Raw genomic sequence first — 15,932 nt, forward strand, 5'->3', positions numbered from 1 at the left:
TTGGAAAACATGCATAGTTTACTAAGACGGCAATTGCGCAAGCAATTCGGGAACCATATTCCCGATATTCCCGGCTGGGATGCATTTCTTCAGCAGGTGAATGACGCTTACCGGGAATTCGATGCCGATCGAAATATGTTGGAACGCGCCCTGGAAATAAGTTCCCAGGAATTACTGGAAACCAACTCGCAACTCCGGGCTGTATTAGAGGCTTTTCCCGATGTTTTTTTGTTGCTGGACTCCCAGGGTATTATTATTGAGCTAAAAGCCGGCAGTTCCACTGAACTGTATATGTCCCCGGAGCAACTACTGGGCCATCACATCGAAGTTATTCATCCCGACACCATCAATTCGCCCTTTGCCATGGCAGTTGAGCAGGTTCAGCAAAGCAGAAAGCTTATCACATTCGAGTATCCCGTGTTGCTAAACCAACAGGAACATTATTTTGAAGCCAGGTTGCTGCCGGTATCCGGGGACCATGTCTTCGTTATCATCCGTAATGTCACCGAACGCCGTATCATGGAAGACCAATTGCGCTATCTTAGTATGCATGATGCTCTGACCGGTTTGTATAACCGCTCCTATTTTAAGCTGGAGACCGCCCATCTGGAAAAGCTATCCCATCGCCCGATTGGTCTTATTGTCGGCGATATTGATGGCCTGAAGCTGGTTAACGATACTCTGGGCCACGAAGCGGGCGATGACCTGCTTATTAAAGCTGCTCATGTTCTTAAAGAATCCCTGCGTGATTGTGACTTTGTAGCCCGTATAGGTGGTGATGAATTCGCCGCTATTCTTTACGATTGCAGTACTCAGGGAATTGAAGGCGTTATTACACGTATTAAAAATAATATTGTCCTTTTAAACTCTAGCAATCCGACCCTCCCCTTAAGTATTTCCCTGGGCTACGCCGAGAGAACCGATGCCTCAATGAGCTTGGTCGAACTCTTCAAGGAGGCCGATGACAATATGTACAAGGAAAAGCTTGACCATCGCAAGAATTTTAATGCTAACCTGGTCAGCACCCTGATGAGTTCTATGGATGAAAGGCATTTTTTCAATCAAGACCATGTTGAGCACATGCAGGAGTTGGTTTGCATCATGGCTGAAGCTCTGGATATGTCTCCAAGTCAAATATCATGCATTAAACTACTAGCGCAATATCACGACATAGGCCAGGTAGGGATATCTGACGCTGTTCTTTTTAAGAAAGGCAAACTTAATTCTCAAGAGCGATTACAAATTGAAAGGCATCCGGAAATAGGCTATCGTATTGCCCGTTTATCACCGAAACTGCTGCCGATAGCTGATTGGATACTTAGACATCACGAGTGGTGGAATGGACAGGGTTATCCCTGTGGTCTGGCGGGTGAGGATATCCCCCTGGAGTGCCGCATTCTGGCCCTGGTCGATGCCTATAATGCCATGACCAGCAATCGCCCCTACCGTAAAGCCATGAGTCATGAGGAGGCTATTGAGGAGATAAAAAGTAAAGCCGGAACCCAGTTTGACCCTGAATTAGTCCGCTTATTTCTGTCAAAAATAGAAACAAAGTTCCCTTCACCCAGATCAAAAGCATGATGCCATTTATTTAAGCATTGGAAGAAACTGAGGAGCAGTTTCAACACAGCTCTGCAACGAGGCGGGGGATTAGAAACCACCACCTGTTTTGTTAATAGGAACCCGACCGCTTAAAGAAACGGGGGACATTTTTCACCTCGTTATAAATTCCTAAGCTTCATATAAACTAGGCGAAAACGTCGTATTATAATCCGGTCTGCAGGTACCCGGCGGCTGCAGTATGTAACAACTCCCGAGCATACTGTTCGGGAGGGATTAAGAATGGTTCCTTCATAGTATACCCTCTATTTTTGACCTAATAATTCTCTGACTAACTCTGGATCTTTGGTAGAAACTGTATCTCCCCGGGCAGCGACATTATAATTACCTTCTATGGAGTCTAGAATATCTTCTTTTCTAAACCGCCATTCCCGGCCACACTTAAATGCATTAATTCTTCCATCGCGAATCATGTTATAAACCGTTTGTTTGCTTACTCTTAAAACATCAGCTACCTCCAGAATGTTTAAGAAATCCGGTTTATTTTCTGATAAATTTTCAGCCAAGGCCTTAGTAAGATTCTGCACCATAGCAGCTTCCTCGGGACTAAATACCTTCCGCCCACAATCGGGGCATTTATATAGATTTATACCATCTAATAATAGGCGATATTTTCCCCATTTTGCTTCATGCGCGGTTACGACAGAATCCATTTCCTTATTACAATAGACACATTTCATTGTTTTTTCCTCCTTAGCATAGTCCCACATAGTTCCCATTCATCATCATCTGGTAAAATTACAGTCACAATCTCTGCCTCAGGATAACTGGCCGCTACAACGACATAAAATTGAGGTTTATCCGGGGTTGCCTTTTGGAACAATACCTTAACATCAAAATGCCAGGGGCCGTCTTGTATTTCGATAACCTCTCCATATTCAATAGCCCGCATTACATCATCTAATGGAATCATTCTTTCACCCATGCGGTCAAAGGCATGGGCAGACACATGAATACGGTTGGCTTTAGCCAGTGCCTTTACCCAGGTAATAGGGAACGACAAGTTATCCCTCTCCTTCTTATAAAATAACATAAATTAAAATAAAATAACAACAATTAATTGTGGTAATTTATGGGTTAATCATGCTCTCATATTCTTGCTAACTGCCCAGTCATAACACTTGAGTACAGTGCCAGTTGGTCGGCGGTTCCAAAGAAATGCGGTTTTGGGCATGATATAACCTTCTTTTCAACCAAATCTTGTTGAATTGACACTTACTTCGTTATATATTTTTATTATTCCTGCATTGCGACATTTTTCGCTATACACCACCTTTTTGGCGTATTTGTATTTTCTTTCTATGTTTCAACTAAAAAATATAAAGCAGAACTCAGTCTGTACGCTGGGTTTTAGTATTTTTTCCCCACAATATACTTTTTGCCTTAAATAGCCCCTCTTAGCAGAAGAGAGATCGGCTATACTGGTCCTTCCGATGCCGAAAGGAATTTGACAGGGTGACATTCCTGCATCTCCTAAAAATTGACCAGAGCAGATGTATCAAAAAATGATTTTATAAGCGCTCTTCCCGTTCCGTGCTTATGTCAGTACTTAACGACCTCGGGCAATCCTTTAGGGCATTTTGAACTAATAAATATCCCTGGTTTTCCTTGGTCTTGTCCTTAGTAATCTCCCCACGTTAAAGGGTTTAAACTTGTTGATAGCCACTGGGTATTTGATTAGATATACTAATATTAACTTCCCACTACTTCCCTTTAAATATATCCACCTTGGTTTCCAGGCATTTGCGCAAAGACAAATCATTAGCGCCAATCTCAAACCATCCGTTGGGTTTTTGATAGAAATCCAGGCCGCGACCAATCTTTTTTTATCTGTTATTCTAAAACCGGGTAGTTTTAGAAACATTTCTACTATTCTTGCCAAATTTCCTGCAAAAAGACGCAATATTCTATCTTAATAAAAAAATGAGTTCCCTTAAGACACATATAAACAGCAGTATAATTGTCAGTAAATTTCTTATCCCCATTATGGTTATGGGCAAAAAGCTGAATGATTACTTGTGCAAAAAGGATACAAAGTTCCATTAAAACACTTAGCCTACCCCAGTGGTTGGCTATTATGGCCGAAGAAGCCGGTATTAGTTATTCCCGCGCTCTTCAAGAGACCTAAACGAACGTCCAGGTTTATAAAATTTAAGACCCCTGATTCCCTGGGTCTTGTTGCTTTCTTGTAATAGAACGTCCCTTGACCGAAATCATAATTATGATAAAGTTTGGATAATAAAAGGGGGTGTTCCCGATGCCTCAGATCAGGCCAATCTCCGATCTTCGGAATAACTTCACCGAAATTTCCCGTATCGTTCATGAAGGCAAAGAGCCGGTTTTCCTCACGAAGAATGGCTACGGCGACATGGTGGTTATGAGTATTGAGCAGTACGAAGCCTTCCGGACGGCAAAGCACATTGATTCCGCATTATTGGAGGCGCAGCAACAAGCAGACTCCGACCCTACCCGCCTAGAATTCGACAAGGTTTCCGTCTCACTGCGTGAAAGGCTTACGGAAAAGATGGGCCAAACCAATGCGTAAGGTGGTTATGCTACCCAAAATATCTTCCCTCACAACAGAAAAAGCCCGAAACATCGGGCTTTACAAGCTTTAAATGGCGCGCCCGGCAGGATTCGAACCTGCGACCTCCAGATTCGTAGTCTGTTACTCTATCCAGCTGAGCTACGGGCGCATTTTATGGCGGAGAGAGAGGGATTCGAACCCTCGAGACAGTTATTAGCCGTCTACTCGCTTAGCAGGCGAGCGCCTTCAGCCATCTCGGCCATCTCTCCACATAAACACTCAATTTTAAATTTTCCTAATGGCGGAGGAGGTGGGATTCGAACCCACGGAACCCGTAAAGGTTCAACGGTTTTCAAGACCGCCTCCTTCAACCGCTCGGACACCCCTCCACATAGAGGTTGCATCTGCAATGCAAAGGAAAGTATAGCACAGGCTTTTCTTCTTGTCAATAAAGCCGAGGCTTAAGCTTCGGACCGGTTTATCCTTTCCAATCCGCCCATATAAGGCCTTAATGCCTCGGGGATTATTACCGAGCCATCGGCCTGCTGGTAGTTCTCCAGAATGGCGGCAACAGTTCTGCCAATAGCTACTCCTGAGCCATTGAGGGTATGGACATACTGTAACCTGGCCTTGGGATCGGGGCGATAGCGGATATTGGCACGTCGTGCCTGAAAATCTTCGCAATTGGAACAGGAGGATATCTCCCGGTAGTCCTGATAACCCGGCATCCATACTTCAATATCATAGGTTTTGGCAGCGGAAAAGCCCATATCCCCGGTGCTTAAAACTACCACCCGGTAAGGAAGTCCCAAAAGCTGCAATACTCTCTCGGCATCCTGAGTGAGTTTTTCCAGTTCTTCATAAGAATTCTGGGGTTCACATAATTTAACCAGTTCCACTTTATTAAACTGGTGCTGCCGGATCACTCCTCGGGTATCCCGGCCATGAGAGCCAGCTTCCGCTCGGAAACAAGGAGTGTAGGCAGTTAAATAGAGCGGCAGATCTTTAGCTTCCAGGATTTCCTCCCGGTAGAGATTGGTCAGAGGAACCTCGGCCGTTGGAATCAGATACATCTCCTTACCTTCCAGCTTGAACATATCCTCGGCGAATTTGGGCAACTGCCCGGTTCCTACCATGCAATCGGCGATAACCATGAAGGGAGGCAGAATCTCCCGGTAGCCGTGTTCTCCACAATGAATGTCCAGGTAAAAGTTTATGACCGCTCTTTCCAGACGGGCACCGGCTCCTTTATAGACGGTGAAGCGAGCCCCGGATAATTTGGCGGCTCTTTCAAAATCCAATATGTCCAGCGCCGGTCCTATATCCCAATGGGCCCGGGGCTCGAACTCAAACTGCCGGGGTTCTCCCCAGCGCCGCACTTCCTGGTTGCTTTTCTCATCTTCCCCTACCGGAACCGATTCATGGGGCAGGTTGGGAATGTTGAGCAGAATCTTTTCTATCTCTTTCTCCACCCGGGCCAGCTCTTCATCCAGTTCCTTAATTTGCTGACCTGCCTGCCGAACCTCTTCCATTAAATCGGATGGGTTTAGTCCCTGTTTTTTCATTTTGCCTATCTGTTGGGATGAATTGTTGCGGAAATTCTTGCGCTCTTCCACCTGGACCAGAATCTTCCTCCACTCTTCATCCAGTGCTAGGAAAGGCTTTAATACGCCGCTAAGACCCCTCTTTTCCAGCTGCTGTTCTATCAGGGCTGCATTGGTTCTGATAAGCTTGGCATCCAACATAATACTCCCCTCCTTCAGGGAAATTCATTCTCTTAAAGTCAATTCAATATATTTTTGGGGGCAGGCTTCCGGCCTCCGCTCTCCGTCTTCCGTCTTAAGACGACCGACGACTACTTACCCCTTGCTCCTTACTTTTCTTATTACAGTTGCAGCAGTATAGGTTTTCCGACTATTCCATCCAGCTGGCTTAATTTCTCCAGAACCGGCTCTTCCACTTTATTATCCACATTGATAATCATTATGGCCTTTTCCCCTTTGGTCTTGCGCGCCACCTTCATCCCGGCAATATTTATGCCTTCATCTCCCAGGGCCGTAGCGAAAGGTCCAATTACTCGGGGTCTATCTTCATTTTCCACTACCAGCAGGTATCCTTCCAGGTTGCTCTCGGTTTCATAGCCGTTTATTTCTACCAGGAGAGGAAATCTCGCTCGGGAAAGGGTTCCTTCTATAGCCAGTTCGCGCTCATGATCGAATACCCGGGCCGTGATAAGATTTTTATATCTTTTCGGACTCTGTTCTTCTTTATGGTCAAAAACCTTGATTCCCCGGTCTTCCGCCATTAAGCGGGCGTTAACATAGCTGACCTTATCCCCCATGACCGGTTCCAGCAGGCCCTTAAGAAAAGCTACCGTTAAAATTTCGGTCTCATTGCTGCTGATGGGACCGCTATAGGTTAACTCCACCCGGCTGACCGCTGATTTTTCCATCTGGTAATAGATATTGCCCAGCTTTTCCGCCAAAGTAATATAGGGTTTCAGGTATTCCAGCTCGTCTTTCAACATGGCCGGCAAGTTTACCAGGTTGGGCACTATCTCGCCTTTCAGAGCTTTAATGACCTGCTCAGCAATGTTTTCTCCCACCCGCTTCTGGGCTTCAAATGTGTCCGCGCCTAAATGGGGTGTAACCACCACATTCTTGAACTGGAACAACGGGTTGTCAATGGCCGGTTCTTTCTCAAATACATCCAGACCGGCACTCAATACCTTTTTGGACTCCAGTCCTTTTAATAGGGCTTCTTCCTTGATGATGCCACCCCGGGCACAATTGACTACCCGTACTCCCTCTTTGGCCAGGCCCAGTATTCTTTCATCAATCATATGCATGGTTTCTTCGTTTCGCGGGGTATGCACGGTAATGAAATCAGCCTCATTAACCAGCTCTTCCAGGCTCTCCATCTTTTCCGCTCCGAAGCGGGTAAAGCGTTCATCAGTTATATACGGATCATAGGCAATAACTCTCATGTTAAAGGCCTTTAAGCGGGTAGCCACCATGGAGCCAATCCTTCCCAGACCTACGATGCCAACCGTTTTGCCATAGAGTTCCACCCCCCGGAAGGGTTTCCGGTCCCAGGTTCCCCCTTTGAGATACTCGCTGGCCCAGGCCGTATTGCGAATGGAGGATAACAAGAGGCTTATGGTTTGTTCTGCCGCCGAAATGGTGTTGCTATCCGGGGTGTTGGCTACTATCACCCCATAACGGGTACAGACATCTACATCAATGTTGTCTATTCCATTGCCGGCGCGGCCAACTATCTTGAGTCGTTTAGCCCGGCTTATCAATTCTTCGTCAACCTGGGTGACACTTCTTACGATTAAAGCATCATACTGGTCAATAATCTCCAGTAGTTCTTCGCGGGAAATCCCATCCCGGTAGTCTACCTCCAGTTCAGTCTTCAGCAGTTCAATGCCTTCATCGGCTATGCGCTCACTGACTATAACCTTTTTTCTTTCCATAATTTTCTCTCCTTCTATAGTTATAGTTTCGCATCAGGGGTTTCTATAGCATGGTCTGACTTCGCCGGTTACTTCTCAATGTAACCTTAATTCCTACCCCTTAAAATCATTAAATGCTAGAAATATACTCCTGAGCTTTTTTCAAGCCCTTCCCCAGTTCAATCGGGTAACCGCAATTGAGCAGAGCTATCTCCAGGGCGGCCAAGACCGCCAAAAGATCTAGTTCTCGCACATAACCCAGGTGGCCTATCCGGAAAATAACATCATCCAGCTTTTGCTGCCCTCCAGCCAAAACTATATTAAATCGCTCTCTCATATATTGGCGTATTTTATTGCCTCCTATTCCCTGCGGTGCTATTACCGAAGTTAGGGCCGGGGAGGCATAATCATCTGCCGCCAGCAGCTTCAATCCCATTTCTTTTAAGGCGGCCCGCACCATCTCCCGGTAATTCAGGTGTCTTAAAAGAATATTTTCCAAACCCTCTTCCAGCATCATTTTCAGGGCTTCTTCCAGGCCATGGTATAGCGAGATGGCTGGCGTATAGGGGTTTTGCCCTTTTTCCAGATATTTAAGGCCAGCAGATACATCCCAGTAATATTTGTGGTTTTTGTTTTCCTGCTGTACTCTTAAAGCCCGGTCGTTAAAGGCCAGGAAGCTTAAGCCCGGGGGAATCATGAAGGCTTTTTGCGAACCGCTAACTACCACATCCAGTTTCCATTCATCCATTTTTAAAGTCACTGCCGCCAGCCCGCTTACGGCATCAACCATAAAAAGAGCCGGGTGCTCGCCAACGGCGGCCTTGATGGCGGCTAAATCATTGAAAACCCCGGTAGAAGTTTCATTGTGGGTAATCAATACCGCCTTTATTTCCTGATTTATATCCTGCGCCAGTCTTTCCTTAAGTACCTGAGGATCGGCAGGCTCTCCCCAGGGGAAATCCAGTTTCTCCACCTGGGCTCCGAATTCCCGGGCAATGGTGGCAAAACGATCGCCAAAAACGCCTATGGAAACTGCCAAAACTTTATCCCCGGGAGAAATAAAATTAACTACCGCCGCTTCCAGAGCACCAGTACCCGATGCTGGATAAATTATAACCTGATGCTTGGTATGGTAGACTTGTTTGATTCCTTCGGTTACATTAATTAGAATCTCCTTAAACTCGCTTCCCCGATGATTAACCATGGGTCGGCTCATAGCACGGACAACTCTTTCGGGAACGGGTGTAGGCCCGGGCAGAAGCAAATACTGTTCACCTATCATTCCTGTAATAGCCTCCTTAAATATTGAAACTACATTTCTATCATAAAACCATTTTGATGCCTGCTATAACTTTTCCCCCTTGTAATTCGTGTATACACTGCATAAAAAACCCCTCGCCCCATCAGGGACGAGAGGTATTTCCCGCGTTGCCACCCTTGTTGGTGTTTATAACACCCGCTTGAAGGTTATAACGGAACCACCGCTTATATAGATCGTTTCCAGGTTGGATTCAAAATTGCACTGGGCTGGTTCGCAGCTTCCACCAGCTCTCTTAGCCAGTTTACAATCTTTACTTTTTCCTTTCATCAACAGCTGGTTATTAAGGTTTGGCCTTGATTATATTACAGCCTGGGGGCTTTTGCAAGTGCTTTTTAGCGTAACCCCCTCGTTTACCAGCCGCGTTCCTGCATTCTTTCTTCCGGCCTTATAGTACTGATATCTATTCCCACCATGGCTTCACCCAAATCCCGGGATACTTCTGCCAGAACCACCGGATCCTGATAATAGGCAGTAGCGGTTACTATGGCCCGGGCTCTCTTCATAGGGTCACCTGATTTGAATATACCGGAACCCACAAATATTCCATCACAACCCAGCTGCATCATCATAGCGGCATCAGCCGGAGTAGCTATACCCCCGGCGGCAAAATTTACTACCGGCAGCCCTTTTAGGCGTGCTACCTCCTGTAACAATTCATATGGTGCTCCCAGCTCTTTAGCCGCAGCCATTAGTTCTTCTACTGGCAGGCTGCTGACCCACCTGAGCTGCTCATTGACCTGTCTAATATGCCGAACCGCTTCAATTACATTCCCGGTACCCGGTTCTCCTTTGGTTCTGATCATAGCCGCTCCTTCGGCAATACGGCGAAGGGCTTCACCCAGGTTGCGGGCTCCGCAGACAAAGGGTACCTGGAAAACGTTCTTGTTTACATGATGTTTATCATCAGCCGGGGTTAGAACTTCACTTTCATCTATGAAGTCAATTCCCAGCGCCTCCAGAATCTGGGCTTCTACAAAATGCCCTATCCGGCATTTAGCCATTACCGGTATAGCAACTGTCTCCTTAATCCGCAGGATAACACTGGGGTCAGCCATCCGGGCAATACCCCCGGCTGCTCTTATGTCCGCCGGAACCCTTTCCAGGGCCATCACCGCACAGGCTCCGGCTTCTTCTGCTATTTTGGCCTGCTCCGGAGTAGTAACATCCATAATGACGCCGCCTTTTAACCTTTGGGCCAGAGCGGTCTTGGGTGTGAAATTTGCCTTTTCTTCCATTTTCTTTTTCCCTCCCGAAAACAAATTGTGGTAAAGCACCTTGAGTTTGCTAGTCCTCTTCTTTTTCTATCTTAAAACGAGCCACACCAACAATACGGTCTTCTTCCGGCAACCTCATCAATAAAACTCCCCGGGAGTAGCGTTTCTGCTGCGATATATCCTCTACTTCCAGCCGGATAATGTTGCCTTCACTCGTTAGAATAACCAGTTCATCCTCCTTGGATACGATTTGGAAGGCTACCAGCTTTCCGTTCTTCCTGGTTATTTCGATAGCTTTTAGGCCTTTGCCTCCACGATTCTGCAGCTTGAACTCGCTTAAGGCGGTTCTCTTGCCATAGCCTTTTTCGGTTACCAGCAAAACATCGGCACCTTCCCGGTAGCGATCCAGTCCTACCACATAATCATCTTTCGACAGGTCTATGGCTTTAACCCCGGCAGCCGTTCTGCCCATGCTTCTAACCTGCTTTTCGTCAAACATAATCGATATTCCCCGGGAATTGGCTATCATTACTTTGCTCCCGGTCCTTACCCTTATTACTCCCACCAGTTCATCACCCTCACGCAGGTTAACCGCTATCAATCCTGTTTTTCTTACATTTTGGAAAGCCTTCAAAGCGGTTTTCTTTATTATTCCTTTTTTGGTTACCATGAGCAGGTGATGTTCGCGATTAAATTCCCGCGCGCCCACTATAGTAGTAACCTTTTCCCCGGGGCGTAATTCTAAAAAGTTCACCAGGGGCATGCCTTTGGCTTGCCTGGTTGATTCGGGTATCTGAAAAGCCCGGGTGGTGAAAACCCGGCCCTGGTTGGTAAAGAAAAGCAAAGTGGCCAGGGCAGAAGTAACCAGAACATCATGGGCAAAATCCTCCGCCCTTATAGTAGTAGCACTTACACCTTTTCCCCCTCTTTTCTGGGAACGATAGGTATCCAAGGGTTGCCGTTTGACATATCCCCGGTTACTGAGGGTTATAACCACTTCATGGTCATCGATAAAATCTTCTTCTTCATAGCTGCTTTCTTCCTGGCTTATCTCTGTCCGCCGATTATCGCCGTATCTTTTTTCAATATCATCCAGGTCTTCTTTTATCATGGCCAGTACTCTTTCCGGGCGGGCCAGTATATCTTCATAGTCGGCTATTCTTAGCAGCACTTCCTCATATTCATTTTCTACTTTACTTCTTTCCAGGCCGGTTAGTTGCACCAGCCGCATATCAAGTATGGCGTTGGCCTGTATTTCACTTAAGTTAAAGCGGGATTGTAATTCTCCCCTGGCGTTTTCCCGGTCGCGCGATTTCCTTATCAGATCTATGATTTCGTCCAGATTATCCAGGGCTATTTTCAAGCCTTCCAAAATATGCTTGCGGTTTTTAGCCAGATTCAGTTCATATATTGTTCTCCGGTTAATAACTTCCTGCCGGTGTTCCACATAATACTTTATCATTTCCTTCAGGTTCAGAATCCGGGGCTCTCCGTTAACCAGGCTCAGCATGATAATGCCGAAAGTATCTTCCATCTGAGTATGCCGGAAGAGCTTGTTCAAGACTACATTTACATTCACATCTTTGCGCAGTTCAATAACTATCCGGATTCCTTTGCGGTCGGATTCGTCCCTGAGGTCAACGATACCTTCTACCTTTTTGTCTCTTACCAGTTCGGCAATTTTTTCCACCAGCCGGGCTTTGTTAACCTGGTAGGGTATCTCGCTAACCACAATAGAAAACTTGCCGCTCTTTTTTTCCTCTATTTCGTAACGAGCTCTGGTTCTTATGGTTCCGCGCCCGGTCTCATAAGCTTGCCTGATGCCGCGGGCCTCCAAAATTCCCCCGGTGGGAAAGTCCGGGCCGGGAATACTTTGCATCAGTTCTTCGATAGTGATATCAGGATTATCAATATATTCTTTTATTCCCTTTATTATTTCCCGTAAATTATGCGGGGGAATATTAGTGGCCATACCTACAGCTATCCCGGCTGATCCGTTGATTAAAAGATTGGGGATCCGCGCCGGTAAAACCTGAGGTTCTTCCCGGCTTTCATCATAATTGGGCCGCCAGTCAACTGTATCCTTATCAATGTCTTTAAGCAGCTCCGCCGCTATCCGGGACATTCTGGATTCGGTATATCTCATGGCGGCAGCGGCATCTCCATCAACAGAACCAAAGTTCCCATGTCCATCAACCAGGGGATAACGCATGGCAAATTCCTGGGCTAGCTTGACTATGGTCTGGTATATGGCCGCATCCCCGTGGGGATGGTATTTACCCATTACTTCTCCCACGATATTGGCTGATTTTTTATGCGGTTTATCATGAGTCATCCCCTGTTCATGCAAGGCGTATAGAATGCGACGATGAACCGGTTTCAGCCCATCTCTTACATCCGGCAAGGCCCGGGATACTATAACGCTCATGGAGTATTCCAGAAAGGATTTCTTGACTTCCTTTTCGATATCTATGGGTATTACTTTTTCAAATAGACTATCCTGTGCCAATTTCTTAAGCTCCTCCTAAATATCCAGGTTAGCTACGTACCTGGCATTGCTCTCAATAAATTCACGCCTCGGTTGTACATTATCCCCCATCAAGGCGGAAAAGATATCATTGGCTTTTATGGCGTCTTCCACTGTAACTTGCAATACGGTTCGGGTTTCTGCATCCATGGTGGTAGTCCACAATTGTTCCGGATCCATTTCCCCCAGGCCCTTATATCTTTGAATAGACCACTTCTGTTCCGTCTGGCTGAGGAAGGCATTCAAATCAGCATCATTATAAAAATACTTTATCTCCTTTCCTCTTTTCAGGCCATAAAGGGGCGGCTGGGCTATATAAAGGTATCCTTCTTCTATTAACTCTTTCATATATCGATAAAAGAAGGTAAGTAATAAAACCCGGATGTGAGACCCGTCAACATCAGCATCGGTCATAATAAAAAGCTTGTGGTAGCGAGCTTTCTTGATATCAAAGTCTTCGCCTATCCCTGTACCCATGGCGGTAATAAGGTTTCTAATTTCTTCACTGGAAAGCACCCGATCCAGACGCGCTTTTTCTACATTCAGTATTTTACCCCGCAAAGGCAATATGGCCTGGTAGGTGCGATCCCTTCCTTGTTTAGCTGAGCCTCCGGCCGATTCCCCCTCTACAATGAACAACTCCGATTCAGCCGGATTTTTGTTGCTGCAATCGGCCAGCTTGCCAGGCAGGGCCGTGGATTCCAGGGCATTTTTCCGCCGGGTCAGTTCCCGGGCTTTTTTGGCCGCTTCCCGGGCTCGACGGGCGGAAATGGCCTTATCCAGCAATTTGCGTGCTGCTGCCGGGTTTTCGTTAAGATAGTCTTCCACATGTTCAAAAACTATACTTTCAACTATTCCTCGAATATAGGTGTTGCCCAGCTTGGTTTTGGTCTGTCCTTCAAACTGAGGATCTTTTACCAAGACCGATATAATCGCGGCTATTCCCTCGCGTATATCTTCGCCGGATAAATTGCTGTCATTTTCTTTAAGTATGTTATTTTTTTTGGCATAATCGTTAATCACCCGGGTTAAGGCATTTTTAAAGCCTATTTCATGGGTACCGCCTTCCTGAGTACGGATGTTGTTGGCAAAAGAATAAAGATTTTCACTGTAACTGCTATTGTATTGAATAGCCACCTGAACGATAACATCATCTTTCTTCTTTTCGAAATAAATGGGGTTATCATTAATAACCTCTTTATTTTTATTAATATAAGCCACAAAATCTTTAAGACCATGGTAAAAGTGAAATTCCTGGGAAAAAACCTCTTCTTCTCGCTCATCGCGCAGCGCTATTTTTAGATTGCGATTGAGAAAAGACAGTTCACGCAATCTTTGCAAGAGGATTTCTCTTTCAAAAATTATTTCTTCAAATATTTCTTCATCCGCAAAAAAATGAATACTTGTTCCGGTTTCTTGGCTCTCTCCTATTATCCTTATCTCATTCACCGGGGTTCCCCGTTCATAATCCTGCTGGTATATATGCCCATCCCTTTTTACCCGGACTTCCATTCGCCGGGAAAGGGCATTTACTACTGACAATCCCACTCCATGCAAGCCCCCGGAAATATTATAACCACTACCCCCAAACTTTCCCCCGGAATGAAGGGTAGTTAAAATAACTTCCAGCGCGGGAATACCCATAGCCGGGTGAATGTCTACCGGAATACCGCGACCATCATCACAAACCGTAATGCTATTGTCCTGATTAATGGTTACTTCTATCTCTTTACAGAATCCGGCTACGGCTTCGTCTATACTGTTGTCCACTATTTCAAAAACCAGGTGATGTAAACCTTTAGGCCCGGTTGAACCGATATACATCCCCGGTCTTTTACGCACTGCCTCTAAACCTTCCAATACCTGGATATCAGAAGCATTGTATTCTTTTTCTAACAAATTCAGCCCTCCCCTTAGCGGTTTGCAGCCCTTTTGAACAAGGTATTCGAAGATATTGGCGACAGGTATAATTTGTCGTTACAGATCACTAAAGATTTCTCTTTTCCTTTTTCGCTGATACTAACCAGGCATTTTTCAATCCTGGCCATATCAATAACATCTTTAAGATCATGGGAAATAAGAGGTTCAATGTTTAAAATGGCGATTATATCACTATAAGAAATAATGTAGTTGTTTCCCAGATGAACATACACGAATAACTACTCCTTTCCTAGCAAACAGCCATCCTTAACCAGGGAAATCGAAGCATCCAATGCCTCAAATTTCTCCAACTTCACCGAGGTAAGAAAACTCTGAAAAGGGGACTGCGCCAGATATTTTAATAATTTATTGCTTTTACTTTCATCCAGTTCAGCCAGAACCTCATCCAAGAGAAAAACGGGGAAAAACCCTTTTATTTTTCTAAAAGTCATTATTTCTGCCAGTTTCAAACAAATAGCTATATTTCTTTGCTGGCCTTGAGAGGCAAATAAGCGGGCCATCTGTTCATTTAGATAAATATGCATGTCATCCAGATGCGGACCCAGCAGAGTTATTTTTCTTTTCTTTTCCTTTTCCTTTTCACTTTCCACTTGCTTCCTTAAGCTGTCCTTTAGTATATCCAGATTAATTTTACCACTATTAACAGGAAAAGAAAGAGCATAGCGTATTTTTAACTGCCCGCCATCATCGTTAATCTGTGGGTAAATCTCCTGTATGGCTTCATCGAGAACATTAATCAGATTCAATCTTGATATAAGCAGTTGGGCCGCTATTTCTATAAAAATATCATTAATTATAGCAGAACTTCTGCTATTATCTTCTTCTTTTTTTAATAATAAATTCCTTTTTTTTAGAATTTTCCTATAATTATCTAGTTTAAATAAATACTCATTAGATATCTGTCCCAAAAGGAAATCTAAAAAAAACCGGCGCTTATAAGGGGCTCCTTTAACCAAATAAAGGTCATCCGGGGTAAAAAGGTTTATTCGCAAACGGTCGGAATGATTATAGCTGGTTTTTTTCTTATTGATTCTTAACAACTTAGCATCCAGCCCATAAGTAATGCTAGAATCAATTATTCTCTCCTGGTGATTATAGCGAGCTTGAACCTGAAGGCTTGAGCTGTCATAACTGATTAATGTTTTTTCTTTATTACTGCGAAAAGAAATACCCGTGGATAAGTAGAATAAAGCTTCTAAGATATTGGTTTTTCCCTGAGCATTTTCTCCATAGAATATATTTAAGCCGGGTGAAGGTTGGCATTCAATCTTTTTTAAATTACGAAAATCTTTTATTTGAAAATTAAGGATTTTCAATATCTATCT

Annotated in this window: 13 protein-coding genes, 3 tRNA genes and 1 other annotated feature; of the genes, 2 read left to right on the plus strand and 14 right to left on the minus strand. The window is 45.0% G+C overall.

The window, feature by feature from the left end; all coding sequences use genetic code 11:
• The first annotated feature begins 9 nt into the window (after positions 1-9).
• Complete coding sequence (locus tag AWB54_RS01775) at positions 10-1,581, plus strand: diguanylate cyclase (RefSeq protein WP_235811069.1); 1,572 nt, start codon at positions 10-12, stop codon at positions 1,579-1,581.
• 284 nt (positions 1,582-1,865) lie between these two features.
• On the opposite strand, the gene AWB54_RS01780 is transcribed toward AWB54_RS01775, so the two are convergent.
• The 3 genes from AWB54_RS01780 to AWB54_RS16620 form a co-directional block, all read right to left on the minus strand.
• Entirely contained in the window at positions 1,866-2,300 is a 435-nt protein-coding gene (locus tag AWB54_RS01780; protein WP_061212936.1) for a helix-turn-helix domain-containing protein, read from the minus strand.
• Complete coding sequence (locus AWB54_RS01785; protein WP_061212937.1) at positions 2,297-2,623, minus strand: DUF4258 domain-containing protein; 327 nt, start codon at positions 2,621-2,623, stop codon at positions 2,297-2,299. The genes AWB54_RS01780 and AWB54_RS01785 overlap by 4 nt, the downstream gene beginning before the upstream one ends.
• A 700-nt stretch (positions 2,624-3,323) precedes the next feature.
• The gene (locus AWB54_RS16620; protein ID WP_201785606.1) at positions 3,324-3,440 is read right to left on the minus strand and encodes an MIT C-terminal domain-containing protein; all 117 of its coding nucleotides are present in this window, start codon (positions 3,438-3,440) and stop codon (positions 3,324-3,326) included.
• Between the two features lie 437 nt (positions 3,441-3,877).
• Here AWB54_RS16620 and AWB54_RS01795 point away from each other — a divergent pair, with 437 nt between their 5' ends.
• Positions 3,878-4,165, plus strand: a complete 288-nt coding sequence (locus AWB54_RS01795; RefSeq protein ID WP_061212939.1) for a type II toxin-antitoxin system Phd/YefM family antitoxin — start codon at positions 3,878-3,880, stop codon at positions 4,163-4,165.
• A 74-nt stretch (positions 4,166-4,239) separates the two neighbouring features.
• Here the strand turns inward: AWB54_RS01795 and AWB54_RS01800 are convergent.
• The 11 genes from AWB54_RS01800 to recF all read right to left on the minus strand — a co-directional run bounded on the left by AWB54_RS01800 (position 4,240) and on the right by recF (position 15,923).
• A tRNA-Arg gene (locus AWB54_RS01800) sits at positions 4,240-4,316 on the minus strand.
• A gap of 6 nt (positions 4,317-4,322) precedes the next feature.
• Positions 4,323-4,416: transfer RNA gene (locus AWB54_RS01805), tRNA-Ser, on the minus strand.
• A gap of 30 nt (positions 4,417-4,446) precedes the next feature.
• A tRNA-Ser gene (locus tag AWB54_RS01810) sits at positions 4,447-4,536 on the minus strand.
• A gap of 72 nt (positions 4,537-4,608) precedes the next feature.
• Positions 4,609-5,892: a serine--tRNA ligase gene (gene serS / locus AWB54_RS01815; RefSeq protein WP_061212940.1), complete on the minus strand. Its 1,284-nt coding sequence runs from the start codon at positions 5,890-5,892 to the stop codon at positions 4,609-4,611.
• Between the two features lie 140 nt (positions 5,893-6,032).
• Positions 6,033-7,625 (minus strand): phosphoglycerate dehydrogenase, encoded by a 1,593-nt coding sequence (serA, locus tag AWB54_RS01820; RefSeq protein ID WP_061212941.1) that lies wholly within the window; start codon positions 7,623-7,625, stop codon positions 6,033-6,035.
• Positions 7,626-7,734: 109 nt separating this feature from the next.
• Positions 7,735-8,886 (minus strand): pyridoxal-phosphate-dependent aminotransferase family protein, encoded by a 1,152-nt coding sequence (locus tag AWB54_RS01825; RefSeq protein WP_061212942.1) that lies wholly within the window; start codon positions 8,884-8,886, stop codon positions 7,735-7,737.
• A 120-nt stretch (positions 8,887-9,006) separates the two neighbouring features.
• Positions 9,007-9,201, minus strand: a binding site (T-box leader).
• A 74-nt stretch (positions 9,202-9,275) separates the two neighbouring features.
• Complete coding sequence (gene pdxS, locus AWB54_RS01830; RefSeq protein WP_061212943.1) at positions 9,276-10,160, minus strand: pyridoxal 5'-phosphate synthase lyase subunit PdxS; 885 nt, start codon at positions 10,158-10,160, stop codon at positions 9,276-9,278.
• Between the two features lie 49 nt (positions 10,161-10,209).
• On the minus strand, positions 10,210-12,648 hold the full coding sequence (gyrA, locus tag AWB54_RS01835) for a DNA gyrase subunit A (protein WP_061212944.1): 2,439 nt from the start codon (positions 12,646-12,648) through the stop codon (positions 10,210-10,212).
• A 15-nt stretch (positions 12,649-12,663) separates the two neighbouring features.
• Positions 12,664-14,565: a DNA topoisomerase (ATP-hydrolyzing) subunit B gene (gene gyrB, locus AWB54_RS01840; RefSeq protein ID WP_061212945.1), complete on the minus strand. Its 1,902-nt coding sequence runs from the start codon at positions 14,563-14,565 to the stop codon at positions 12,664-12,666.
• Between the two features lie 14 nt (positions 14,566-14,579).
• On the minus strand, positions 14,580-14,819 hold the full coding sequence (gene remB, locus AWB54_RS01845; protein ID WP_061212946.1) for an extracellular matrix regulator RemB: 240 nt from the start codon (positions 14,817-14,819) through the stop codon (positions 14,580-14,582).
• A 6-nt stretch (positions 14,820-14,825) separates the two neighbouring features.
• A complete protein-coding gene (gene recF, locus AWB54_RS01850) occupies positions 14,826-15,923 on the minus strand; it encodes a DNA replication/repair protein RecF (RefSeq protein ID WP_061212947.1) in 1,098 nt (365 codons plus the stop codon).
• Positions 15,924-15,932: the final 9 nt, after the last annotated feature.

The organism is Syntrophomonas wolfei subsp. methylbutyratica, from assembly GCF_001570625.1.
Classification (GTDB): domain Bacteria; phylum Bacillota; class Syntrophomonadia; order Syntrophomonadales; family Syntrophomonadaceae; genus Syntrophomonas; species Syntrophomonas methylbutyratica.